The 24,566-nt window shown below is 70.9% G+C and carries 21 protein-coding genes; 10 read left to right on the plus strand and 11 right to left on the minus strand.

Annotated features, from left to right (window positions below; all coding sequences use genetic code 11):
- Position 1: 1 nt before the first annotated feature.
- From hisB to hisD, 3 genes are read right to left on the minus strand one after another with little or no spacing between them, the layout of a single operon-like run.
- Positions 2 to 595 (minus strand): imidazoleglycerol-phosphate dehydratase HisB, encoded by a 594-nt coding sequence (hisB, locus tag ACZ48Z_RS21890; protein ID WP_328746590.1) that lies wholly within the window; start codon positions 593 to 595, stop codon positions 2 to 4.
- The gene (locus ACZ48Z_RS21895; protein ID WP_468737529.1) at positions 592 to 1,722 is read right to left on the minus strand and encodes a histidinol-phosphate transaminase; all 1,131 of its coding nucleotides are present in this window, start codon (positions 1,720 to 1,722) and stop codon (positions 592 to 594) included. Before ACZ48Z_RS21895 ends, hisB begins: the two co-directional genes overlap by 4 nt.
- Entirely contained in the window at positions 1,719 to 3,044 is a 1,326-nt protein-coding gene (gene hisD / locus ACZ48Z_RS21900) for a histidinol dehydrogenase (protein ID WP_468737530.1), read from the minus strand. Before hisD ends, ACZ48Z_RS21895 begins: the two co-directional genes overlap by 4 nt.
- A 159-nt stretch (positions 3,045 to 3,203) precedes the next feature.
- Between hisD and ACZ48Z_RS21905 the strand changes: the two genes are divergently transcribed.
- From ACZ48Z_RS21905 to ybaK, 4 genes are all read left to right on the plus strand, one after another.
- The gene (locus ACZ48Z_RS21905; RefSeq protein ID WP_468737531.1) at positions 3,204 to 4,781 is read left to right on the plus strand and encodes an oxidoreductase; all 1,578 of its coding nucleotides are present in this window, start codon (positions 3,204 to 3,206) and stop codon (positions 4,779 to 4,781) included.
- A gap of 163 nt (positions 4,782 to 4,944) precedes the next feature.
- Positions 4,945 to 5,955, plus strand: a complete 1,011-nt coding sequence (locus tag ACZ48Z_RS21910) for a hypothetical protein (RefSeq protein ID WP_468737616.1) — start codon at positions 4,945 to 4,947, stop codon at positions 5,953 to 5,955.
- Positions 5,956 to 5,966: 11 nt separating this feature from the next.
- Positions 5,967 to 6,707, plus strand: coding sequence for an LON peptidase substrate-binding domain-containing protein (locus tag ACZ48Z_RS21915; protein WP_468737532.1), 741 nt, complete (start codon positions 5,967 to 5,969; stop codon positions 6,705 to 6,707).
- A 15-nt stretch (positions 6,708 to 6,722) separates the two neighbouring features.
- A complete protein-coding gene (gene ybaK / locus ACZ48Z_RS21920; protein ID WP_468737533.1) occupies positions 6,723 to 7,229 on the plus strand; it encodes a Cys-tRNA(Pro) deacylase in 507 nt (168 codons plus the stop codon).
- A gap of 100 nt (positions 7,230 to 7,329) precedes the next feature.
- Here ybaK and ACZ48Z_RS21925 read toward each other — a convergent pair whose 3' ends face one another.
- The 4 genes from ACZ48Z_RS21925 to ACZ48Z_RS21940 form a co-directional block, all read right to left on the minus strand.
- On the minus strand, positions 7,330 to 8,007 hold the full coding sequence (locus ACZ48Z_RS21925; RefSeq protein ID WP_468737534.1) for an AAA family ATPase: 678 nt from the start codon (positions 8,005 to 8,007) through the stop codon (positions 7,330 to 7,332).
- A 34-nt stretch (positions 8,008 to 8,041) separates the two neighbouring features.
- Positions 8,042 to 8,866 carry an ABC transporter permease gene (locus ACZ48Z_RS21930; protein WP_468737535.1) on the minus strand — a complete coding sequence of 275 codons (825 nt, stop codon included), beginning with the start codon at positions 8,864 to 8,866 and terminating at the stop codon, positions 8,042 to 8,044.
- Between the two features lie 73 nt (positions 8,867 to 8,939).
- A complete protein-coding gene (locus tag ACZ48Z_RS21935) occupies positions 8,940 to 9,914 on the minus strand; it encodes an ABC transporter ATP-binding protein (RefSeq protein WP_468737617.1) in 975 nt (324 codons plus the stop codon).
- 120 nt (positions 9,915 to 10,034) lie between these two features.
- Positions 10,035 to 11,246, minus strand: a complete 1,212-nt coding sequence (locus tag ACZ48Z_RS21940; RefSeq protein ID WP_468737536.1) for an NYN domain-containing protein — start codon at positions 11,244 to 11,246, stop codon at positions 10,035 to 10,037.
- Between the two features lie 224 nt (positions 11,247 to 11,470).
- Here ACZ48Z_RS21940 and ACZ48Z_RS21945 point away from each other — a divergent pair, with 224 nt between their 5' ends.
- Positions 11,471 to 11,635, plus strand: coding sequence for a hypothetical protein (locus tag ACZ48Z_RS21945; RefSeq protein WP_328746601.1), 165 nt, complete (start codon positions 11,471 to 11,473; stop codon positions 11,633 to 11,635).
- 79 nt (positions 11,636 to 11,714) lie between these two features.
- Here the strand turns inward: ACZ48Z_RS21945 and dnaE are convergent, their stop codons facing one another.
- Positions 11,715 to 15,254: a DNA polymerase III subunit alpha gene (dnaE, locus tag ACZ48Z_RS21950; protein WP_468737537.1), complete on the minus strand. Its 3,540-nt coding sequence runs from the start codon at positions 15,252 to 15,254 to the stop codon at positions 11,715 to 11,717.
- A gap of 201 nt (positions 15,255 to 15,455) precedes the next feature.
- On the opposite strand from dnaE, the gene ACZ48Z_RS21955 reads away from it, so the two are divergent.
- The 4 genes from ACZ48Z_RS21955 (at position 15,456) to ACZ48Z_RS21970 (ending at position 20,251) form a co-directional block, all read left to right on the plus strand.
- On the plus strand, positions 15,456 to 16,781 hold the full coding sequence (locus tag ACZ48Z_RS21955; protein ID WP_468737538.1) for a DUF2252 domain-containing protein: 1,326 nt from the start codon (positions 15,456 to 15,458) through the stop codon (positions 16,779 to 16,781).
- Positions 16,782 to 16,872: 91 nt separating this feature from the next.
- Entirely contained in the window at positions 16,873 to 17,565 is a 693-nt protein-coding gene (locus ACZ48Z_RS21960) for a hypothetical protein (protein WP_468737539.1), read from the plus strand.
- Positions 17,566 to 17,647: 82 nt separating this feature from the next.
- Positions 17,648 to 18,463 carry a thioredoxin domain-containing protein gene (locus ACZ48Z_RS21965; protein ID WP_468737540.1) on the plus strand — a complete coding sequence of 272 codons (816 nt, stop codon included), beginning with the start codon at positions 17,648 to 17,650 and terminating at the stop codon, positions 18,461 to 18,463.
- A gap of 129 nt (positions 18,464 to 18,592) precedes the next feature.
- Positions 18,593 to 20,251: an alkaline phosphatase D family protein gene (locus ACZ48Z_RS21970; protein WP_468737541.1), complete on the plus strand. Its 1,659-nt coding sequence runs from the start codon at positions 18,593 to 18,595 to the stop codon at positions 20,249 to 20,251.
- A 1-nt stretch (position 20,252) separates the two neighbouring features.
- Here the strand turns inward: ACZ48Z_RS21970 and ACZ48Z_RS21975 are convergent, their stop codons facing one another.
- Complete coding sequence (locus ACZ48Z_RS21975; RefSeq protein WP_468737542.1) at positions 20,253 to 20,822, minus strand: dienelactone hydrolase family protein; 570 nt, start codon at positions 20,820 to 20,822, stop codon at positions 20,253 to 20,255.
- A 117-nt stretch (positions 20,823 to 20,939) separates the two neighbouring features.
- Between ACZ48Z_RS21975 and ACZ48Z_RS21980 the strand changes: the two genes are divergently transcribed.
- Positions 20,940 to 22,058, plus strand: a complete 1,119-nt coding sequence (locus ACZ48Z_RS21980) for a mechanosensitive ion channel family protein (RefSeq protein ID WP_468737543.1) — start codon at positions 20,940 to 20,942, stop codon at positions 22,056 to 22,058.
- Between the two features lie 119 nt (positions 22,059 to 22,177).
- Here the strand turns inward: ACZ48Z_RS21980 and ACZ48Z_RS21985 are convergent, their stop codons facing one another.
- Together ACZ48Z_RS21985 and ACZ48Z_RS21990 are read right to left on the minus strand one after the other, a co-directional pair.
- A complete protein-coding gene (locus ACZ48Z_RS21985; protein ID WP_468737544.1) occupies positions 22,178 to 22,918 on the minus strand; it encodes an SDR family NAD(P)-dependent oxidoreductase in 741 nt (246 codons plus the stop codon).
- 63 nt (positions 22,919 to 22,981) lie between these two features.
- A complete protein-coding gene (locus ACZ48Z_RS21990; protein WP_468737545.1) occupies positions 22,982 to 24,556 on the minus strand; it encodes a Na+/H+ antiporter in 1,575 nt (524 codons plus the stop codon).
- Positions 24,557 to 24,566 lie beyond the last annotated feature (10 nt).

The following is a 24,566-nucleotide window of genomic DNA, read 5'->3' on the forward strand; positions in this document are numbered from 1 at the left end:
CCTACAGCGCGCCCTTCGTGGAGGGGAGGATGCCGGCCGCGCGCGGGTCACGCTCGGAGGCGTAGCGCAGGGCCCGGGCCAGCGCCTTGAACTGGCACTCCACGATGTGGTGCGCGTTGCGTCCGTAGGGCACGTGCACGTGCAGCGCGATCTGCGCCTGGGCGACGAAGGACTCCAGGATGTGCCGGGTCATCGTGGTGTCGTACTCGCCGATCATCGGCGCCATCTTCTCGGGCTCGTTGTGCACGAGGTAGGGGCGGCCGGACAGGTCGACGGTCACCTGGGCGAGGGACTCGTCCAGCGGGACCGTGCAGTTGCCGAAGCGGTAGATGCCCACCTTGTCGCCGAGCGCCTGCTTGAAGGCGGCGCCGAGCGCGAGGGCGGTGTCCTCGATGGTGTGGTGCGAGTCGATGTGCAGGTCGCCCTCGGTCTTCACGGTGAGGTCGAACAGACCGTGCCGGCCGAGCTGGTCGAGCATGTGGTCGTAGAAGCCGACTCCTGTCGACACGTCGACCTTCCCGGATCCGTCGAGATCGATCTCGACGAGGACCGAGGTCTCCTTGGTCACCCGTTCCACGCGTCCTACGCGGCTCATGCGCTCTGCTCCTTCTTCAGTTCACGTACCGCGTCGAGGAACGCGTCGTTCTCCTGCGGGGTTCCGGCGCTGACCCGCAGCCACCCCGGGATGCCGTTGTCCCGGACCAGGACACCCCGGTCGAGGATCCTCTGCCAGGCCGCGTGCGAACCACCCGGGCCGTCGAACCGCCCGAACTGCACGAAGTTCGCGTCCGACTCCACGACCTCGAAACCGATCGCGCGCAGCTCGCTCACCAGCCGGTCCCGCTCGGCCTTCAGCTGCTCGACGTACTTCAGCAGCGTGTCGGTGTGCTCCAGGGCGGCAAGGGCGGTCGCCTGGGTGACGGCCGACAGGTGGTAGGGCAGCCGTACGAGCTGTACGGCGTCCACGACCGCCGGGTGCGCGGCGAGATAGCCGAGGCGCAGGCCCGCCGCCCCGAACGCCTTCGACATGGTCCGCGAGACGACGAGATTCGGCCGTCCTTCGAGCAGCGGCAGCAGCGAGTCGCCGTGGCTGAACTCGACGTACGCCTCGTCGACCACGACGATCGCCCCGGCGGTCGCGGCCCTGGCCGCCTGCGCGGCCTCGTACAGCGCGAGGACCGTCTCGGGCGGGACCGCGTTGCCCGTGGGGTTGTTGGGGGTCGTGATGAACACGACGTCCGGCTTCTGCGAGGCGATCGCCCGCACGGCCACCTCGACGTCGATGGTGAAGTCCTCGTTGCGGGGCCCGGAGATCCAGCCCGTGCCGGTGCCGCGCGCGATGAGCGCGTGCATCGAGTACGACGGCTCGAAGCCGATCGCCGTACGGCCGGGTCCGCCGAAGGTCTGGAGCAGTTGCTGGATGACCTCGTTGGAGCCGTTGGCCGCCCAGACGTTGGGGAGGCCCACCTCGTGACCGGACGTGTCCGTCAGGTACCCGGCGAGCCGGGTGCGCAGCTCGACCGCGTCCCGGTCCGGGTAGCGGTTGAGGTTCCGGGCCGCCTCGCGGACGCGCTCGGCGATGCGCTCGACCAGCGCCTCGGGCAGCGGGTAGGGGTTCTCGTTGGTGTTCAGCCGTACGGGGACGTCCAACTGGGGCGCGCCGTAGGGGGACTTGCCGCGCAGCTCGTCCCGGACGGGGAGATCGTCGATTCCGAAGTTCACTTGCTCGTCGGCACCTTCCACCCGAACCGGGCCTTGATCGCCGCCCCGTGGGCGGGCAGGTCCTCCGCCTCCGCCAGCGTCACCACGTGGTGCGCCACCTCGGCCAGCGCGTCCTCGGTGTAGTCGACGATGTGGATGCCCCGCAGGAAGGACTGCACGGACAGCCCGGAGGAGTGGCAGGCGCAGCCACCGGTCGGGAGCACGTGGTTGGACCCGGCGGCGTAGTCGCCGAGCGAGACCGGCGCCCAGGGGCCGATGAAGACCGCGCCCGCGTTGCGGACCCGGTCGGCGACGGCGGCGGCGTCGGCCGTCTGGATCTCCAGGTGCTCGGCGCCGTACGCGTCGACGACCCGGAGGCCCTCGTCGATGCCGTCGACCAGGACGATCGCGGACTGCCTGCCCTTCAGCGCGGGCACGATCCGGTCCTCGATGTGCTTGCTGGCCGCGACCTGCGGTTCCAGCTCCTTCTCGACGGCGTCCGCGAGTTCGACGGAGTCGGTGACCAGGACGGCGGCGGCGAGCGGGTCGTGCTCGGCCTGGCTGATCAGGTCCGACGCCACGTGTACCGGGTCGGCGGAGGAGTCCGCCAGGACCGCGATCTCGGTCGGGCCGGCTTCGGCGTCGATGCCGATCCTGCCGGTGAAGTAGCGCTTGGCGGCGGCGACCCAGATGTTGCCGGGGCCGGTGACCATGTTGGCGGGCGGGCAGGACTCGGTGCCGTACGCGAACATCGCGACGGCGGTCGCGCCACCGGCGGCGTACACCTCGTCGACGCCGAGCAGTGCGCACGCGGCGAGGATCGTGGGGTGCGGGAGACCGCCGAACTCGGCCTGGGCCGGGGAGGCCAGGGCGATCGACTCGACGCCCGCTTCCTGCGCGGGCACCACGTTCATGATCACGGAGGACGGGTAGACCGACCGGCCGCCGGGCGCGTACAGCCCCACACGGTCGACCGGCACCCACTTCTCGGTGACGCTGCCGCCGGGCACGACCTGGGTCGTGCGGTTCGTGCGGCGCTGCTCGCGGTGGACGATCCGGGCGCGGCGGATGGACTCCTCCAGGGCCGCGCGTACGGCGGGGTCGAGTTCCTCCAGCGCGCGCTCAAGGGCCTCCGCGGGCACCCGTACGCGGTCGAGCCTGACCCCGTCGAACTTCTCGGCGAAGTCGATCAGCGCCGCGTCGCCCCGATGGTGCACGGCCTCGCAGATCGGACGCACCTTCTCCAGGGCGGCCGAGACGTCGAAGTCGGCTCGGGGCAGCAGGTCGCGCAGGGCGGGGCCCTCGGGGAGGGCGTCGCCGCGCAGATCGATTCGGGAGATCACGTTCCCAATTCTCTCAGACCGTCGTCAGGGCCCGTTCGCGCATTCCAGTGGCTGATACGCAACCCGGAAGATCCCCCTCACGTCTAGCGTTCGTGGGGTCACCGAGCGGGCATGAACAGGTGTGCGAAACCCGTGAGCAGCCGAGGGGATGACGAAGACGTGACCGAGGGGGCCGGCATCCGGGGCGGAGACCTGCCGGACGATCTGACCGCCGCCGAGGCCGGCATGTGGCAGGCCTTCCGCAACGGCAGCGTGTACGACCTGAGCAGCGGCGACACCGTCGTCGACGATCCTCACGGCGGGCACCCCTGGGGGCCCGAGCGCACGGTACGCGCGCGTATCGTCTGCTGGCTGCTCCTGGACGGCCCGCCCGCGCTCGCCGGCCGGGTGCCGTCCCTGAAGGTCACCGGTTTGCAGATCAGCGGCACCCTGGACCTCGCGGGCGGCACGGTGGTGCCGTACCTGGAGATGAAGGGCTGCCGCTTCGAGCGGGAGATCCTGCTGCCGGAGGCCCGCTTCACCACCGCGCGGTTCGTGGACTGCTCGGTGCCCCGGCTGGAGGCCGCCCGGGTGCACACCGAGGGCGATCTGCACTTCCCCCGCTGCCGGTTCCACAACGGCGTACGGCTGACCGACGCGCACATCGGCACGGACCTGCTGATGAACCAGGCGATCGTCTACCGCGACCGCAGCGGCCGTTCGATCGCCGCCGACGGCATGACCGTGGGCCAGGATTTACAGGCCGAACTCCTGGAGTCGCACGGCGAGCTGAGCCTGCGCAGCGCCACCATCGGCGTCTCGCTGAGCCTGCGCGGCGCCCGGCTGGTCAACCCGTACACCCGGCTCGCGCTGAACGCCCCCCAGCTGACCGTGGAACGCACGCTGTACCTGACCCCGGCGGGCGTCGGCGCCTCCATGCTGAGCGGGGCGACTCCCGCGCGCGGGACGCGGATCCAGCGCTTCGAGTGCCAGGGCGGCATCCGGCTGGACGACGGGCGGTTCGGGGACGCGGTCGACCTGGAGCGGGCCCGGTTCACCTTCACCGACGAGCAGGAGCTGTCGCTGCGCCGGATCCAGGCGCCCGAGCTGCGTTTCCTCGGGGAGAAGCCGCAGCGCGGCAAGGTGGTCCTCTCAGGGGCGCGGGTCGGCAACCTCGTGGACCGGGCGACCGCCTGGCCCGGCCCGGGCAGTCTGCACATGGGCGGCTTCGCCTACGAGAACCTCGTACCGCACGGCCCGTTCCCGCTGGAGCAGCGACTGGAGTGGGTGGCGGCGGCGACCGCCGAGTACAACCCGGAGCCGTACGAACGCCTCGCCGCCGTGCTGCGGACCGGCGGTGAGGACGAGGACGCGCGCGAGGTGCTGCTCGCCAAGCAGCGGCGGCGCCGCGAGAGCCTGCCGCTGGCCGCCAAGCTGTGGGGATACGTCCAGGACTGGACGGTCGCCTACGGGTACCGGCCGGGCCGGGCCGCCGTGTGGATGGCGGTGCTGTGGGCGGCGAGCTCCGTGGCGTTCGCACACGCGAGCCATCCGCCGCTCAAGGGCGGCGACCATCCGGCCTGGAACCCCGCGCTCTTCGCTCTCGACCTGCTCCTTCCGGTGATCGACCTGGGTCAGGTCGGTTTCTGGCAGTTGCGCGGCGGCTGGCAGTGGCTGGCGGCGGCGATGGTTCTCGCCGGCTGGATCCTGGCGACCACGGTGGCGGCGGGGGCCTCGCGACTGCTGCGGCGGGGCTGAGGACACCTGTGGAGAAATAGGCAGGGCGGTGAGGGGGACCGGTGAGACCGCTGGTCAGGAAGTTGTTCAACACTCACCTTTTTAATTCCCCTTGACTTTCCGGCGTACAACTTTCCACGAGTTGCACGTGCGCACTGGCGCAGTGTCGATCCGCGGTTCTTCAATGGTCGACACGATGGCTCTGCTGCCCCCCTTCATCCGCGCGTCGCGGATGCCCCCCTACCTCACCGGCGGACTGCCCGCCGACGACGAGGTTCTGCTCGACGCGCCCGACGACCGGCTCGGCCCCGCGCTGGTCGCGGCCGGCCAGGGCACCTACGGGCGCGCGGCCGAGCTGCTCGCCGCGACCCGCGCGAGCGCCGCCTGGGAGCTGCGGGACCGGTACGTCCGGCGGCTCTCCGCCTTCGCCCGCTCGCGCTCCGAGTGGTACGACGCCTGGCAGGCCGAGGCCCCGTACGACCCGGACCGGCTGTTGCTGGGCGCCCAGCTCGCGGTGGACCGCGCCTGGGACTCGCCGGCCAGGGCGGAGCTGCTGCGCGAGGTGAGCCCGCTGATCACGGCCGCCGCGCGCGGCGACGACCGCGACCCGGTGCCGTGGCGCCTCGCGCTGGACCACGCGCGCGGCTCGCAGGCCGGGCCCACCTACTTCGGCGAACTGTGGGAGGCGGCCGTCAGACGCGCCCCGCTCCACTACGGCTGCCATGTCGCCGCCCTGCGCTATCTGGCGACCTCCTGGCGCGGCTCGTACCGGGAATGCTTCGACTTCGCCGACCTGGCAGCGCAGGACGCCCCGCCCGGCTCCCTCGTCCAGGCGCTGCCCGCGCGGGCGGCCCTCGCCTGTCTGACGGACGGCGACGGCACGGCGGTGCCGCGCGAGCGGGTGGACGCGGCGGCGGACCGGGCGATCGACCTGTCCGCCACGTTCGCGGCGGCCGACCCGTGGCCGGCCGAGATCCGCAACAAGCTGGTGTACGTCCTGGTGCGCCTCGGCCGCTGGACGGACGCCCTGGAACAGCTGCGCATGATCGGCCCGTACGCGACCTCGTTCCCGTGGAGCAGGGCCTCGGAGGACCCGCTGAGCAGGTTCCTGGAGGTCCGCGAGGAGGTCCGGCGGCATGCCGTGATCCATCCACAAAGTGAGCACTGGGGACGTGTCCGCTCCGGAGGCCATTAGGCTTTGGCGCCGTGACCACCGTGCGGCTCCCGCTCTTCCCCCTGAACTCAGTGCTGTTCCCGGGGCTCGTGCTTCCTCTCAACGTCTTCGAGGAGCGCTACCGCGCCATGATGCGCGAACTGCTGAAGACGCCAGAGGAGGAGCCGCGCCGTTTCGCCGTCGTGGCGATCCGCGACGGCCATGAGGTCGCGCCCAGCGCGCCGGGCCTGCCGGATCAGACCGCCGAGCCCGAACGCGGCCCCACGGCCGGCTTCGGCGAGGACCCGCTCAAGGCCTTCCACGCGGTCGGCTGCGTGGCGGACGCGGCGACGGTACGGGAACGCGCGGACGGCACGTTCGAGGTCCTGGCGACCGGCACGACCCGAGCCCGTCTCCTGTCCGTCGACGCCTCCGGCCCGTTCCTGACGGCCGAGCTGGAGGAGCTGCCGGAGGCCGCGGGCGACGAGTCCGGGGCGCTGGCGGAGGGAGTGCTGCGGGCCTTCCGCCAGTACCAGAAACGCCTGGCGGGGGCACGGGAACGCTCCCTGTCCAGCGGCGCGGACCTCCCCGACGAACCGTCCGTGGTGTCGTACCTGGTGGCGGCGGCGATGATGCTGGACACCCCCACCAAGCAGCGCCTCCTCCAGGCGCCCGACACCGCGTCCCGCCTCCGCGACGAACTGAAACTGCTGCGCGCGGAGACGTCGATCATCCGTAATCTTCCGTCGTTGCCGGCGTCGGAGCTGACGCGCGGCCCGACGAGTCTGAACTGAGGCCGGAACCCGTCCATGGCGAAGAAGTCGAAGAAGCAGCAGCAGTCGGGGGGCACACCGGCGACGGTGGCCCTGACCGCCGCCGAGGTGCCGTACACGGTCCACGCCTACGACCATGACCCCTCCCACCCGTCCTACGGCGAGGAGGCGGCCGAGGCGATGGGCGTCTCCCCCGACCGCGTCTTCAAGACCCTGGTGGCCGACGTGGACGGCTCGCTGACGGTCGCGGTGGTCCCGGTGGCGGGCTCACTGGACCTGAAGGCCCTGGCGACGGCGGCGGGCGGCAAGCGAGCCGCCATGGCCGACCCGACCCTCGCCGAACGCACCACGGGCTACGTCCGGGGCGGCATCTCCCCCCTCGGCCAGCGCAAGAGGCTCCCCACGGTCCTGGACGCCTCGGCCTCCGCGCACGACACCATCTGCGTCTCGGCCGGCCGCCGGGGCCTGGAGGTGGAACTGGCGCCCGCCGACCTGGCCCACCTCACGAACGCGGTCCTGGCCCCCATCGCCCGCGCGCTTTAGCCCGTCCGGCGTTTGAGGACGAGGCCCTTCGGGCCGACGGGGGGTCTGGGGGCACAGCCCCCAGGAACGGGACGGGAAGGGGCGGCGGGGGCGAAAACCCCTACTGCACAGGCGCCCCGTACCCGTCCTGCGGAACCACCGGCCCGTACAGCGGCTCTGGATCACGGGGCCCGAACAGCGCCGTGAGCCCCAGGTGCACAAGCAGCCCGGCCAGGGACCAGACCAGCAACGCCCCCTTCGCGCCCAGCTTCAACGGCGCGGAGAAGGTCACGCCCTTGCCCGCGGACTTGGCGTGGGCGAGCACATCGGACGACGGCCCGAGCCACATCCCCGCCCGCCACGCGAGCAACGACCCCAGGAACGCCCCGACGGCCAGCCCCACCACGAGCGGCACCCCGCCCCGCCGCCGCCACAGGAACACGGCAGCCGCGCTCACGGCCCCGAGGGCGAGCGCCAGCAGGACGAACGTGCCGTCCGCGCCCACCGCCTGCTCCCCCTCGGTGTCCTTGAGGTAGACGACCCAGTTCCCCTGCTCGTCCACACTCCCGACGAGCGGCACATGCGGGGCCAGCCACCACCACAGCACCCCGAGCAGCGCCCCGGCGAGCGCCACGGCCACCGTGATCACCGCGGCCTCGACCAGCTCGGTCCGCATCCCGGGTCCGCCGTGCCCGTACGGCGCTTCGACAGCGGTCGCGTATCCGGCGGGCGGGGACTGCCAGACGTCGTGCGAGGACGGTTCGTGCGGCGGCGGAGGAGGCGTCAACGGTGCGGTCACACTGACATCGTGCCAGGCCCCGCTGTGCGGCGCGTCACCGGACGGCTGCCCGGCGGTAGGCCCAGGTGGCGACGGCCAGCGAGGCCACGCCGACGCAGGCGCACACGGCGAGGTCACCGAGCACGAAGGCCCAGTCGGGATGCGGCCCGAAGGTCCGTGCGAAGGCCTCGACGCCGTAGGTCGAGGGCAGCAGGTCCCGCGCGAACCGCACCGCCTCGGGCATCCGGTCGGCGGGCAGCACTCCGAGCAGCAGTGCGGCGGACATCCCGAGCTGCCCGAGCAGCGTGGCGAGTTCCGGCCGCGGCGCCAGCAGTCCGAGCGCCGCGCCGAGGCCCGCCAGGGCGGCACCCGCGAGCGGGATCACGGCCACCAGCACCCACAGATGGGCCAGCGGCAGCCCGAACAGCACGCACCCGAAGACGGCGGTCACCACGGTCCCGGGCACCGTGAAGGAGGCGTACGCCCCCGCGGCGCCCAGCACCACGGCGGCCGGCGGCACCGGCAGCGTGGCGTAGTGGTCGAGCCCGCCGCTCGCCCGCAGCTGCCCGAAGTACTGCGCGAGCAGGTTGAGCGCGACGAAGGCGACGACGAGCACGGACGCCCCGGCGACCACGGACTGCGCCTCACCCCCGCCGTCCACGACCCCCCGCATCAGGATCATGATCCCGATCGACTGGAAGGTCGCCACGAACAGCAGCGGGATGCGCGCCACCCGCGCGCGGGACAGCTGCGCCCGGTACACGGCCGCCAGCGACGGCCACAGCCGCGCGCGCGGACCGAGTTCGGCGGCCGCCTCCCGGCCCGCCTCCTCGACGGCCAGGGCGCCGCCCGGCAGAGCCTCGGCGGGTACGACACTCACGTGGCTCTGCTCCTCTTCGCTCCGGCGGTCGCCCTGTGACGTACGGATACGACGGGCCGCGTACTCAACGTGCTCAAGCCTTCACCAGCCCCTGCCGCGCGGCCCCGCCCAGGGCCAGGTAGACGTCCTCCAGGCTGGGCGTGGTGAGAGTGAAGTCGTCCAGGGCTGCGAAGGCGGCCCCGCCGGTGACGGTGGCGACGACCGCGCGGGCCTCCTCGGGGGCGAGCCGCAGCGTCCAGCGGCGCCCTGCGGCCACGGCCCGGTCCTGGAGGGCGGCGACCTCGGGGACGTGCAGGGGGGCTTCCTCGCGCCACACCAGGTCGACGCGGACCTCACCGGCGACCTGTTCCTTGAGCCCGGAAGGCGTGTCGCAGGCGATGACCCGCCCCTGGTCGAGGACGGCGACCCGGTCCAGGACCGTCTCCGCCTCGATGACGTTGTGGGTGACGAGCAGCACGGTCGTACCGTGCTCGGCCCTGCGCCGGTCGACGGCGGACCACACCGCGCGCCGCGCCACGGGGTCCATCGCGGTGGTCGGCTCGTCGAGCACGAGCAGCGGCCGCGCCCCCACGAGCGCCGCCGCGAAGCACGCGAGCCGCCGCTGGCCGCCGGACAGCCTGTTCAGGGGCCGTCCGGCGAGGGCGGTGAGCCCCAGCTCGTCGAGTACGGCGTCCCGCTCGGCCCGTGCCTGCCGGGCCTCCAGGCCCCGCAGGCGTCCGGTGGTCTCGGCGGCGAGCGAGACGGTCAGCTCGTCGAGGGCGGTGGACTCCTGCCCGAGGTAGGCGAGGATCCGCGAGGCCCGGTCCGGGTGGCGCACGATGTCGTGTCCGAGGATCTCGACGCTGCCGCGGTCGGGGCGCATCAGCCCGGTGAGCTGCCGTACGAGCGTGGTCTTCCCGGCCCCGTTGGGTCCGAGCAGCCCGAAGATCTCACCGCGCCGGATGTCGAGCCGTACGTCGTCGGTGGCCCGCACCTCGGGCGTCGCCGGGGTCCCGCGCCGTCCGCGCACCGCGGGATAGGTCTTGGTCAGTCCGCGCACCGCACACACGACATCACCACCGTGCCGAAGTGCCTGTGTCGCGCGCGTACTCACAAGGGACGAGCCTACGGGGTCGGCGGCGCTCCGCCGTTCCCGGGGCGTCTCTCATACCGAAATAGGCCGCGATACTCACTCACCGGCAGGCGCGTGTTCGGCCGCCGTCCGCGCATCGATCTCCCGCCAGAACCCGGCCCGGATCGCGTAACGGTCGTGCTCGTCGATCTGGTCGTCCTTGTGCGCGAGCAGCCCGAACCGTGCCGCGTACCTGAGGAGCTCTCCGTCGATCCGGTGCGGGACGCGCGGATACATCCCGGACAGGTGCTGCAGCTTGCCCTGGTCCCCCAGCCGCTCCATCCACCGCCGCGCGAAGACCTGCCCCACCTCGAACGGGTCCCCGCCGACCGTGGTGATGTCCTCCTCCCGGTCGGCCCACCGCTGCTCGGCCGTGGTCAGCTGCGCGAGTGTCGGCATGGCGGCGACCTCGGGCGGCTCGGCGGCGCCTCCGGGCCGGTCGACCCAGCCCTTGTCGGAGGACCACCGCAGGGTCGCGCTCGTGGGAGGCTGCACGGCCTGGGCGCCGGGCGCCCGCAGCGCGGCGAGGTCCTTGGGCGTCGGCACGCCCTTCGGCGCCGGCACCCGCTCCTGTGTGCCGTTCTCCGAGGGGGCCGCCGAGGCGTGCTCGCTCTCCTCCGCGGTCCGCTGGGACGCGGGCGCCGACTCGGGCAGTGGCGCCGAGAGGATCGCGGCGATCTCGGGCCGCGGCACGGGCGGCGGCGCGCAGACCCCGCCGAGCTCCTTCGCGCGGACGGCCTTGGTGATCCAGGTACGGTCCAGCACCCGCCGCTCGTCCGCCTCGGCGACCAGGTCCTCCGACTGGTTGTAGTCCCCGTCGGCGGCCTGTACGGCCCACAGGTGTACGGCGACGCCGTGCTCCTTGGCGGCCATCATCCCCGGCAGCAGGTCCCCGTCGCCGGTCACCAGGACGACGTCGGAGCAGGCGCGGTTGCGGGCCAGCTCGGTGAGCTCGGCGTGCATGGCGGCGTCCACGCCCTTCTGGGCCCAGCGTCCGTCGCTGCGGGTCAGGGCGCCGAGCCGGACGGTGACCCGGGGCATCACGCGCAGCCTGCGGTGCTCGGGCTGCGGGACGCGGTCGGGGGCACCGTCGAACCAGTAGATGCGCAGCAGGGGTCGTTCCGTGTCGGACTCGGCCCGGTCGCGCAACCCCTGGACCAGGGCGGCGTGATCGACGGTGATGCGGGAACGGGAGGGCTCCCCGGCAAGGAGACTGGCGGCGGCCCCCAGCAGATACCCGGCGTCCACCAGGACGATGCAGCGGTCCACGCGATCCACCCTCTTTCCGGGAGGTTTGCTTCGGGCTTGCTTCGAGTCTGCCCGACCGCGCTGGGGTTAACGGCCCGAACTCGATCTTCGGCGTGGCGTTTCAGGGCATCGCGTGGCGACATCCCCTGTCACACACGGTAATTATCCGAAATGCGCCTCCTGTCAGCCTATGTGAATCTGGTCCCGGCCCTGGCCCCTAGATTCCCCCCAGGAGGCAGAACGTCATGGCCAAGAACAAGAAGCAGAACCGTAAGCAGCCGCAGTCCGAGCGTGGCCGCGAGGAGGCTCAGCAGTCCTCGATGGAGGCGCAGACCGAGCAGCGCGCCACCCAGGTGACCCCCGGCGATGTCGCCCGCAAAGGACGGCAGAAGAGCTTCGGGCACAACTGACATCTGCATAAAGGGTTGTTGAGACCCAGGCACACAGAGGGGCGCACCCGGTTGCGGGTGCGCCCCTCTGCCCATTCCCTCAGCCCGCCAGGCAGGACGGTCCGAGCAGCACCTTCAGGTCGCCGAAGAGCGCCGGGTCCGGCTTCACGCGGTGCCGGTCCAGCCGTAGCACCGTCGTCCTGCTCGGCCCCTGGAGCTTGATGCGGACCTCGCTCTCGCCCTTGTGGTGGCTGAGGATCTCCCCGAGCCTGCTGACCATCGGCGGGGTGACCTTCAGCGCCGGGATGGTGAGGATCACGGGCGCGTTGGTGCCCGCGTTGGACAGGTCCGGGACCTGGAGCTCCATGGCGACCAGGCGGGGCACGTCCTCGCGCTTGTCGAGGCGGCCCTTGACGAACACGACGGCGTCCTCGACGAGTTGGGTCGACACCAGCTGGTAGGTCGCCGGGAAGAACATGCACTCGATGGAACCGGCGAGGTCCTCGACGGTGGCGATCGCCCAGGCGTTGCCCTGCTTGGTCATCTTGCGCTGGAGGCCCGAGATGATGCCACCGATGGTGACGACCGCTCCGTCGGAGTGCTCGCCGCCGGTGAGCTGGGCGATGCCCGCGTCGGCCTTGTCGGACAGCACGTGCTCCAGGCCGAAGAGCGGGTGGTCGGAGACGTAGAGACCGAGCATCTCGCGCTCCTGGGCGAGCAGATAGGTCTTGTCCCACTCGTCCTCGGTGAACTGCACGTCGAGGCCGAAGCCGGGCTCGGTGCTCTCCTCCTCGCCCATCCCGCCGAAGAGGTCGAACTGGCCCTCGGCCTCCTTGCGCTTGACCTGGACCACGTTGTCGATCATGGGCTCGTACTGGGCGGTGAGGCCCTTGCGGGTGTGGCCCAGGGTGTCGAAGGCACCGGCCTTGATCAGCGACTCCGTGGTGCGCTTGTTGCAGGCGACCGCCTCGACCTTGTCGAGGTAGTCGGGGAAGGAGCCGTACTTCCCCTTGGCCTTGCGGCTCCTGATGATCGACTCGACCACGTTGGTACCGACGTTGCGCACGGCCTCCAGGCCGAAGAGGATCACGTCGTCGCCCTGCGCGGCGAAGTTGTGCACCGACTCGTTGACGTTCGGCGGGAGCACCTTGATGCCCATGCGCCGGCACTCGTTGAGGTAGACGGCCGACTTGTCCTTGTCGTCCTTGACCGAGGTGAGCAGCCCGGCCATGTACTCCGCGGGGTGGTTGGCCTTCAGGTAGGCGGTCCAGTACGAGACCAGGCCGTACGCGGCGGAGTGCGCCTTGTTGAACGCGTATCCGGCGAAGGGGACCAGCACGTCCCACAGGGCCTTGATGGCCTCGTCGCTGTAGCCGTTCTTCTGGGCGCCGGCCTGGAAGATGGTGAAGTTCTTGGCCAGTTCGTCGGGCTTCTTCTTGCCCATCACGCGGCGCAGGATGTCGGCCTCGCCGAGCGAGTAACCGGCGATGATCTGGGCGGCCTTCTGCACCTGCTCCTGGTAGACGATCAGGCCGTAGGTGACGGCCAGGACCTCCTGGAGGGGCTCCTCCAGCTCCTTGTGGATCGGGGTGATCTCCTGGAGCTTGTTCTTGCGGAGCGCGTAGTTGGTGTGCGAGTCCATGCCCATCGGGCCGGGACGGTACAGCGCCGAGACGGCGGAGATGTCTTCGAAGTTGTCGGGCTTCATCAGGCGCAGCAGGGAGCGCATGGGGCCGCCGTCGAACTGGAAGACGCCCAGGGTCTCGCCGCGCTGGAGCAGTTCGAAGGTCTTGGGGTCGTCGAGCGGCAGGGACAGCAGGTCGAGGTCGATGCCCTTGTTGGACTTCACCATCTTGACGGCGTCGTCCATGATCGTCAGGTTGCGCAGGCCGAGGAAGTCCATCTTCAGCAGGCCGAGCGACTCGCACTGCGGGTAGTCCCACTGCGTGATGGTCACGCCGTCCGTGTGGCGCACCCAGATCGGGGCGTGGTCGACGATGGGCTCGCTGGACATGATGACGCCGGCCGCGTGCACACCCATCTGCCGGACCAGGCCCTCGACGCCCTTCGCGGTGTCGATGACCTTCTTGACGTCCGGTTCGTTCTCGTACATCGCGCGGATCTCGCCGGCCTCGCTGTAGCGCGGGTGCGAGGGGTCCGTGATGCCGTTGAGGTCGATGCCCTTGCCGAGGACGTCGGCGGGCATGGCCTTGGTGAGGCGGTCGCCCATCGCGTACGGGTAGCCCAGCACGCGCGCGGAGTCCTTGATGGCGTTCTTGGCCTTGATCTTGCCGTAGGTGCCGATCATGGCGACCTTGTCGGCGCCGTACTTCTCCGTCACGTACCGGATCACCTCGACGCGCCGGCGCTCGTCGAAGTCGATGTCGACATCGGGCATGGAGACGCGCTCGGGGTTCAGGAACCGCTCGAAGATCAGGCCGTGCGGGATCGGGTCGAGGTCGGTGATGCCCATGGCGTAGGCGACGATCGAGCCGGCCGCGGAGCCTCGTCCCGGGCCGACCGCGATGCCCTGGTTCTTGGCCCACATGATGAAGTCGGCGACGACGAGGAAGTAGCCCGGGAACCCCATCTGGATGATGACGTCCATCTCGTACTCGACCTGCTTCTGCCGGTCGTCGGGGACACCGCCGGGGAAGCGGCGGTCCATGCCCCGGCGGACCTCCTCCTTGAACCAGGAGACCTCGGTGTAGCCCTCGGGGATGTCGAACTTCGGCATGAGGTTCTTCGCCTCGAACATGCCGGCGGTGTCGACCATCTCGGCGACCAGGAGGGTGTTGGCGCAGCCCTCCTGCCAGGCGTCCGAGGAGTCGACGGCGTACATCTCGTCCGTGGACTTCAGGTAGTACCCGGTGCCGTCGAAGCGGAAGCGGTCCGGGTCGGAGAGGTTCTTGCCGGTCTGGATGCACAGCAGGGCGTCGTGGGCGACCGACTCGTGCGCGTAGGTGTAGTGCGAGTCGTTGGTGACCAGCGGCGGGATGCCGAGCTTCTTGCCGATCTCCAGGAGGCCGTCACGGACCCGGTGCTCGATCTCGATGCCGTGGTCCATCAGCTCCAGGAAGTAGCGGTCCTTGCCGAAGATGTCCTGGTACTCGGAGGCCGCCTTCAGTGCCTCGTCGTACTGGCCGAGGCGCAGCCGGGTCTGGAGCTCGCCGGAGGGGCAGCCGGTGGAGGCGACGATCCCCTCGGACCACTGGGAGATCGTCTCCTTGTCCATCCGGGGCCACTTCTGGAGCCAGCCCTCGGCGTACGCGTCCGAGGAGAGCCTGAAGAGGTTGTGCAGGCCGGTCGAGTTCACGGCCCACATCGTCTTGTGGGTGTAACCACCGGAACCGGAGACGTCGTCCCGCTTCTGGTGCGGCTGGCCCCACTGGATCTTGCGCTTGTTGCGCCGGGACTCGGGCGCGACGTACGCCTCGATCCCGATGATCGGGGTGACCCCCGCCTTCTTCGCGGTGTGGAAGAAGTCGTACGCCCCGTGCAGGTTGCCGTGGTCGGACATGGCGATATGGGTCATGCCCATCTCGTTGCACGCGTCGAACATGTCCTTGAGCCGCGCGGCACCGTCCAGCAGGGAGTACTGGGTGTGGACGTGCAGGTGCGTGAACGGCGGCTTTGACACGGCATGGCCTCCATGGAAAACACTCGGCGACAGGGCGGACGGTTCGGGGGGACAGCGTCGAAGTGTATGCCTCGGGACTGACACTCAGGGGGTCGCCCCGCGTACCTTCACAGCGAGGGTCGCGGGCACTTTCATCCGGACCCGCCCGTTGGAGAGACGACAGAAACGCTGTCGTACACATGTACCAGGAGGCACCCCGCGATGTCGGTTCCGCAGCTCAACGACGAGCACCGCGGCGAGGAGATCCTTGCCGTCTTCGACACCGCCTTCGGCGAGCTCCTGGCCGCCGATCCGGCCGCGTTCCGAGTGAAGTTCCGCAAGATGGCGGCCTCGGCGTTCGCGTTCTACCGGGGTACCGCCGCGCTCTTCTACCACGACCTGGACGCCGAGAAGCGGGGCGGCCCGTACCTCGACGAGCGCACCTCGCGCGTGTGGATCCACGGCGACCTGCACGCGGAGAACTTCGGGACGTACATGGACTCCAACGGCCGGCTGATCTTCAACGTCAACGACTTCGACGAGGCCTACGTCGGCCCCTTCACGTGGGACCTCAAGCGCTTCGCCGCCTCCGTCGCGCTGATCGGGTACGCCAAGGCCCTCGGCGACGACCAGATCAGCGAACTGGTGCGGGTGTACGCGGCCGCGTACCGCGAGCGGATCCACGCCCTGGCCACCGGCGCCAAGAGCGACGAGGTGCCGCCCTTCACCCTGGACACCGCCGAGGGCCCCCTCCTGGACGCGCTGCGCGACGCCCGCTCCCTGACCCGCTTCGGGCTGCTGGAGTCGATGACGGAGATCCGTGACTTCGAGCGCCGTTTCGCGGGCGGCGGCGGCTCCATCGAGCTGGACGCGGCCACCCGCTACAAGGTCCTCGCGGCCTTCGACGGCTATCTGGAGACCCTGCCGGAGACCTCCCTGGCCCGCCCGGACTCCTACCGCGTCAAGGACGTCGTCGGCCGCCGGGGCATCGGCATCGGCTCGGCCGGGCTGCCGTCGTACAACATCCTCCTGGAGGGCCACAGCGACGCCCTGGAGAACGACGTCGTGATCTACATCAAACAGGCCCAGACCCCGGCCGTCTCCCGGCACATCACCGACCCGGCGATCCGCGACTACTTCCAGCACGAGGGCCACCGCACGGTGATCTCCCAGCGCGCCCTCCAGCAGCACGCCGACCCGTGGCTGGGCTGGACCGAGCTGAGCGGGGCCGGCCAGCTGGTCGCCGAGATCTCGCCGTACGCCGTGGACCTGGACTGGGGCGACATCGACGACCCCGAGGAGATCGCGGCGGTCGTCGCCGACCTCGGCCGGGCCACGGCCACCATGCACGGGGCGGCGGACGACCAGTCCGGGGAGTCCCTGGTGCCGTTCTCCACGGAGCGGGCCATCGACGCGGCGATCGCGGCCGACGAGGAGGGCTTCGCGGGCCTCCTCGTCGACTTCGCGCACAGCTACGGCGCACGCGCGCGTGCCGACCACCAGACCTTCGTGGACCTGTTCCGCAACGGCCGGATCCCGGGTCTGTGACCCGCCTCACGACGAGCCCGATAACGATAGGGCTGCGCACAGGGACCCTTTAGGGGTCCCTTACAGGCCCGCGTGTCAGACTCTCCACGCTATGGACATATCCGGGACCCCGCTACGAGCGCTCCGCGCGGCGCTGTTCACGGCACTCGTCGTGACGCTCAGCACCGCGTCGCACGTGCTGCTGTCCCGGGCTCCCCTGCCGCTCAACACGGTGGCGGCCGTCGCCGCCGCCGTGTTCGCGCTCGCCTACGGGCTGGCCGGCCGTGAGCGCGGCTTCGGGCGGATCGCCGCCGTGCTGATCCCGCTGGAGCTGGCCGCCGACACCGTCTTCACCACCGGCCAGCACGTCTGCTACGGCGCCGCGGGCGGCCCCGTCACGGGCCCGCTGCGCTCGGTCGGCTGGGACCTTTTCTGCGGCGACGGCACCGGCGTCGGCTCACCGCTGGCCCGGATGACCGGCACCGACACCCACCGGCTCGGCGGTCTGCTGGCCCACGCCGACCCGCGGACCGCCTGGCTGCTGCTCGGCGCGCACCTCGTCGTCGGTCTCCTCGCGGCCGCCTGGCTGCGCCGCGGCGAACGGGCCCTGGCCCAGCTGCTGCGGGCCGTGGCCGCCACGACCTTCCGCCCGCTGCTGCTGGCGGCCGCCGCGCTGCGGGTACGGCCGGCGCCCGAGACGAACCGCCCGGTGCGGCCGGGCCGCCGTACGGCCGTCGCTCTCGAAGAGATCCTCGTGCACTCCCTGGGACGGCGTGGACCGCCGTGCTCGGTCGCTTTCGCCTGAAGCCCGAAGAGCACTGAGCACCACAAGTCCCCCCTACGTACCCCGCACACGACGTGTGCGCGTCCCCTTACGGAGATCACCCATGAGCAAGCGGAACAGCCAGCAGGCGAAGACCGCCGCCCGCGAGCGGCTGCGCGTCGAGCGCGAGCGTCAGGCCAAGCGCGACAAGGTCAAGCGGCAGGTCATCGTCGCCTGCTCCATAGTCGGCGTCCTGGCGATAGCCGGCGGCATCAGCTACGCGGTCGTCCAGGGCAACAAGCCCAGCTACTGGGAAGAGGCCAAGAACGACAAGCTCGTCAAGCCGGCCAACAGCACGGGCACCAACGGCACGACGGTCGTGATGGGCAAGAGCACGGCCAAGAAGACCCTGGTCATGTACGAGGACCCGCGCTGCCCGGTCTGCGCCCAGTTCGAGCAGACCGTCGGCACGACGGTGAAGAAGGACTTCGACGAGGGCAAGTTCAAGATCCAGTTCGTCGGCGCGAGCTTCCTCGACGGCAACCTCGGCGGCGAGGGCTCCAAGAACGGGCTCAGCGCCCTCGGCGCCGCCCTGAACGTCAGCCCCGAGGCGTTTCTCGAGTACAAGACCGCGATGTACTCCACCAAGTGGCACCCCGACGAGAGCGGCCCCGACAAGTTCAAGGACGACTCCTACCTCATCAAGATCGCGCAGACCGTCCCGGAGCTGAAGGACAACAAGGCCTTCCAGAACGCCGTGAAGAAGGGCACCTACGACAAGTGGGCCCTGGTCATGTCCGAGAAGTTCAACAAGGACGGCGTGACGGGCACCCCGACCCTGAAGATGGACGGCAAGACGCTGACCGGCTCCGACGGCAAGAGCGCGCCGATGACGGTCGCCGACTTCACCACGGCGCTCGATGCGGCCCTGAAGGCCTGACCGCGCCCTTCGGCCGAAGAGGCCCTCAAGCGTCGAAGAGACCTGACGAAGAGGCCTTGGGACAAAGAGCGGGCGAACTTTTCCCGGTTCGCCCGCTCTCGCGCGTACCGATCAGTAACCTGATCGGCCGTGACCAGTCGATACAGATCGTCCGAGCCCGCCAACTCCCTCAACCCGCGCCGCCGTACGGTCGTCAAGGCCGCGGCGGCCGGCGCCGTCCTGGCCGCCCCGCTCGCCGCCGCCCTGCCGGCCCGCGCGGCCGACGCCCCCGTCTTCCTGCACGGCGTCGCCTCCGGTGACCCGCTCCCGGACGGCATCCTGCTGTGGACCCGGGTGACCCCGGCCGCCGACGCCGTGCCCGGTTCCGGGCTCGGCCCGGACACCGAGGTCAGCTGGACCGTCGCCAAGGACAAGGCCTTCACGACCGTCGTCGCCCGGGGCTCCCTGACCGCGACCGCCGCCTCCGACCACACCGTCAAGGCGGACATCCGGGGCCTCACGCCCTCGACCGACTACTGGTTCCGCTTCTCGGCGGGCGGCACCGACTCCCCGGCGGCGCGCACCCGCACCGCGCCGGCGGCGGACGCGGCTGTCACGGGCCTCCGCTTCGGCGTGGTCTCCTGCGCCAACTGGGAGGCCGGCTACTTCTCGTCGTACCGCCATCTCGCGGCGCGTGGCGACCTGGACGCCTGGCTGCACCTCGGCGACTACATCTACGAGTACGGCACCGGCGACTACGGCACCCGGGACACCGTCGTACGGCAGCACGCGCCCACCCACGAGATCCTCACCCTCGCCGACTACCGGACACGGCACGGGAAGTACAAGACCGACGCCGACCTCCAGGCCCTGCACGCGGCCGCCCCCGTCGTCGCGATCTGGGACGACCACGAGTTCGCCAACGACGCCTGGTCGGGCGGTGCCGAGAACCACACCGAGGGCGCGGAGGGCACCTGGGCGGCACGTCAGGCCGCCGCCAAGCAGGCCTACTTCGAGTGGATGCCGGTGCGCCCGGCGATAGCGGGCACCACCTACCGCCGTCTGCGCTTCGGCAAGCTGGTCGACCTCTCCCTCCTCGACCTGCGCTCCTTCCGCTCCCAGCAGGTCGCCGTGGGCAATGGCTCGGTCGACGACCCGAACCGTACGATCACGGGCCGCGCCCAACTGGACTGGCTCAAGGCGGGGCTGAAGTCCTCCGACACGACCTGGCGGCTGGTCGGCAACTCCGTGATGATCTCGCCGTTCGCGATCGGCTCGCTCTCGGCGGACCTGCTGAAGCCGCTGGCCGAGCTCCTCGGCCTGCCGAAGGAGGGCCTCGGCCTCAACACCGACCAGTGGGACGGCTACACGGACGACCGCCGTGAACTCCTCGCCCATCTGCGCTCGAACGCGATCCGCAACACCGTCTTCCTGACCGGCGACATCCACATGGCGTGGGCCAACGACGTGCCGGTGGACGCCGGCACCTACCCGCTGTCGGCCTCGGCCGCCACGGAGTTCGTCGTCACCTCGGTGACCTCCGACAACCTCGACGACCTGGTGAAGGTCCCCGAGGGCACGGTCACCGCGCTCGCCGCGCCGATCATCCAGGTCGCCAACCGGCACGTCCACTGGGTCGACACCGACCGCCACGGCTACGGCGTCCTGGACATCACCGCCGACCGGGCGCAGATGGACTACTACGTTCTGTCCGACAAGACGAAGCAGAACGCGACCTCGTCCTGGGCGCGGTCGTACCGCACGCGGACCGGCACGCAGAAGGTCGAGCGGACGTACGACCCCGTGTGACCTAGAGGGTGTCGAGGAAGCCGAGTGCCACCCGCCAGGTGGCCTCGGCGGCCTCCTCGTCGAAGTCCGGGAGGCCCGGATCGGTGTAGAGGTGGCCGGCGCCCGCGTATCTGTAGACCTCCACGTCGGCGCCGGTGCGGCCCATCTGGAGGTACCAGGCGCTCAGCCAGTCGTCGGTCTCGAAGGGGTCCGGCTCGGCCACGTGCAGCTGGACCGGCAGGTCGTCCACGGTCGCGTTCGGTGCGATGTCCGACGTGCCGTGCAGGAGCAGCAGGCCGCGGGCCCGCTCGTCGCCGAGGGCGAGGGTCTGCGCGATCGAGGCGCCGAGCGAGAACCCGGCGTAGACCAGGCCGCGTTCGGAATAGGGCGCGGCGGCCAGGACGGCCCGCTTGAGCAGTTCGTCCTTGCCGATGCCCTCGTTGAAGGCCATGCCCTCCTCGACCGTCTCGAACGTGCGTCCCTCGAAGAGGTCCGGCGTCCACACCTCGTGTCCGGCCTCCCGCAGCCGGTCGGCGGCCTGACGGACGGCGGGCCTGAGGCCGTAGGTCGAGTGAAAGAGCATGATGTTCATGAGGCCATCGTGCCAGCCGGTACCGACAACGCCGTCGGGTACCCACGCGCGGGCGTACCCACTCCGCGGCCGAAGTCACATGTTCATGACCGCCCCGGTCCGGTTAGGTTCGGGGTCATGGTGAACGTACTCCGCCCACTGATCGTGATCGGCGGCTCGGTGCTGATCACGCTGCTGATCGGCTGGGCCACCGACCTTCTCTTGCGCAAGGCCGACGCACGGCACAGCGAGACCCCGATGTGGGGTCTGCTGCGCCGCGGCCGCATCCCCTACCAGCTCGTGCTGTGCGCGGCCATGCTGAGAGGGTTGTACGACGAGGCGCGGGTGCTGGAGCGGCACAGCGCCGGCATCGGCCAGACGCTGACGCTGGTGCTGATCGGGGCGACCGCCTGGCTGGTGATCAGGATCGCCGCCGCGATCGTGGAGACGACGTACACCCGCTACGCGCGCGCCCACCACGACGCCGCCCGGGTCCGCCGGGTGCGCACCCAGGTCACGCTGATCATGCGGGTGGTCGCCGCCACCGTCGGCGTGGTGGCCGTGGCCGCGATGCTGCTGACGTTCCCCGCGATGCGCGCGGCCGGTGCCTCGCTGCTGGCCTCGGCCGGAATCCTCGGCATCGTCGCCGGTGTCGCCGCCCAGTCGACGCTCAGCAACATGTTCGCGGGCCTGCAGATCGCCTTCGGCGACATGGTGCGCATAGGCGACACGGTGGTGGTGGACGGCGAGTGGGGCACCGTCGAGGAGATCACGCTGACGTTCCTGACCGTGCGGACCTGGGACGAGCGCCGGATCACGATGCCGGTGTCGTACTTCACGTCGAAGCCGTTCGAGAACTGGTCCCGCGGCACCCCGCAGATGACCGGCATCGTGTTCTGGCACGTGGACCACACGGCCCCCGTGGAGCTGATGCGCGAGCGGCTGCGGGACATCCTGCGCGAGTGCCCCTCCTGGGACGGCCGCGACTACGGCCTGGCCGTCACCGACACCACCCCGAACACCATGCAGGTACGGGCCCTGGTGACCGCCAAGGACGCCGACGACATCTGGACGGTACGGGTCACGGTCCGCGAGCAGATGATCCGCTGGCTGACCGAGCACCATCCCTACGCCCTGCCGCGCGTCAACACGGCGGACGCTGTGTCGGTACCGGGGTCCCGGGCGGCGGACGGCCACTCGCGGAACGGCGAGGCACCCCGCCGGGCCCACGAGACGCCGCGAACGGGACGCGGCTGACGGCACATGGCCGCGCAGGCCACCCGAACCCACCCAGGGGCGCGGGCCTGTGTCCATGTGCGGCTACCGCCGCCCGGGCGTGACCAGCCACGACGGACCCGGTCCCGCCGGCCGGCCCGTCAGTGTCCCCTCTCCGCCCCGCCATTGACCTGCACGACCTGCGAGGTCACGTGCCCGGCCCCCGCCGACGCCAGCCAATGAAGCGTGGCGGCGACATCCCGAGGCGTCCCCGCCCGCCCGGTGGACGTGTCCCCGATCAGCCGCTCCCGCCGCGCCGGGTCGATGACCGCGCCGAAGAACTCCGTGTCCTCGATGTACCCGGGCGCGACCACGTTCGCGGTGATCCCGCGCGGCCCCAAGTCCCGGGCGAGATCATGGGCGTACGGATGCAGCCCCGCCTTGGCCGCAGCGTACGCCCCGCTCCCGGAGCCCCGGTACGCGGCAATGGAACTCACGAACAGCACCCGCCCGCCCGGCGAGGCGAGCCGGTCCTTCAGCCCCTCGGTGAGCAGTGCCGCGGTCAGCAGATTGAGCCGGAAGTTCACGGTCCAGTTGTGCGCGACGGCGTCGAGCGGATCGGCGCTCTCCACGGGCGGTTCGAGCTGTCCGGTGCCCCCGGCGCTGTGGATCAGCACGTCCACGGTCCCGAACTCCCGTTCAACGAACCCGACGACCCCGCGCACCGCGTCGACGTCGCCCAGATCGGCGGCGTACGTCAGCGCCCCGGGCACCCCGGCCTTCTCCAGCACCTCGGAGCGCCGCCCCAGCAGCAGCACCCGGTCCCCTTCCGCCGCGAACGCCTGGGCCGCCGCGAGCCCGATTCCCGTACCGCCACCGCTGATCACCACATTGCGAGCCATGCAAGGACCCTACAAACACCGCGCCGCCGGGCCCACCCGGTTCACATGATCGTCGCAGTCAGGTCACCGCATGCTGCGGACGTCCAGATGCCTCAGCACCCGATCCACGATCTCGGGGTCGGCCCCCGGCTCACTGCGCGCCGCCAGCACCTCGTGCCGCGCCGCGCTCAGCATCTCCGCCTGGATCCGCCGCATCCGCTTGAGCCGCCGCCGGGCCTCGCGCCGCTCCTCGTCCCCCATCTCGGGGGAGATCCGCACCCCGATCTCGAACGCCCGCCGCAGCATCTGCTCGGACAGATCCTCCGGCAGGTCCTCCACGCTCTCGATCTCCCGCAGCCGCCGCTTGGCCGCCTTCGCCGCGCGAACGGCGAGGACCTTCTCGAACTCCATCTCCCGCTCGCTGTCCGCCCGCACCCCCAGCCGCTTCACCAGCCACGGCAGCGTCAGCCCCTGCAGCACGAGCGTCGCCACGATCACCCCGAACGCGATGAACACGATCTCGTCCCGGTCGGGGAACCCCGCCCCGGAGTCGGTCTCCAGCGGAATGGCCAGCGCCAGCGCCACGGACGCCACGCCGCGCATCCCGGACCACCACATGACGACGGTCTCCCGCCATCCCATCGGGATCTCCTCGTCGATGTCCCGCTTGGCATGCAGCCGCCTGGCGAGCCAGGTGGCCGGCAACAGCCACAGCAGCCGTACGAGGACGACCACGGCCACGATCGCCGCGGCCCAGCCGAGCATCTCGCCCCAGCGGCCGGAGGCGGTGCGGATCGCGTTGTGCAGTTCGAGTCCGATGAGCCCGAACGCCACGCCGGTCACGAGCGTGTCGACGATGGACCAGAAGGTGTGCCCGGCGAGCCGGGTCATCACGTCGTCGGCGTCGGTGGCGTACTCGGCGATGAACAGGGCGGTGGTCAGCACCGCGAGCACACCGGACCCGTGGAGTTCCTCGGCGAGCACATAGGAGGCGTACGGCACGAGCACGGTCAGCCCGATCTGGAGGGTGGCGTCCCCCAGCAGGTCCATCAGCTTGTTGGCGCCCCAGCCCAGCGCGAGCCCCACGGCGACGGCGACCACCGCGGAGAGCACCAGCTCGAACACGGCCTCCCCGGGCGCGAACGAGCCGCTCACGGCGGCGGCGACGGCCACGTGGTAGAGCACGATCGCCGTCACGTCGTTGAAGAGCCCCTCGCCCTCCAGGATCGACACCAGCCTGCGCGGCAGCCCGAGTTGCCCGGCCACCGCGGTCGCGGCGACCGGGTCGGGCGGTGCGACCAACGCGCCGAGCGCGACGGCGGCGGCGATCGGCAGCCCGGGCACGATCGAGTGGGCGACGACCGCCACGCACAGGGTCGTGACGAACACGAGCGCGACGGCGAGCAGGAAGATCGGGCGTTTGTTGGCGGCGAACTGGCGCCACGAGGTCCGCCGTACCGCCGCGTACAGCAACGGCGGCAACAGGATGGGCAGGATCAGGTCAGGCGGGATCTCGACGTTGGGCACGAAGTCCAGCACCGCGAGCACTATGCCGAGCAACGTCATCAGGACCGGCGCCGGCAAGCCGAACCGGTCCCCCACCGGGACACTGATCAGAGCCCCCAGCAACAACACGAACAACAGGGCCAACTGATCCACGGTCAGTACT

This window comes from Streptomyces sp. NPDC031225 (assembly GCF_055570355.1).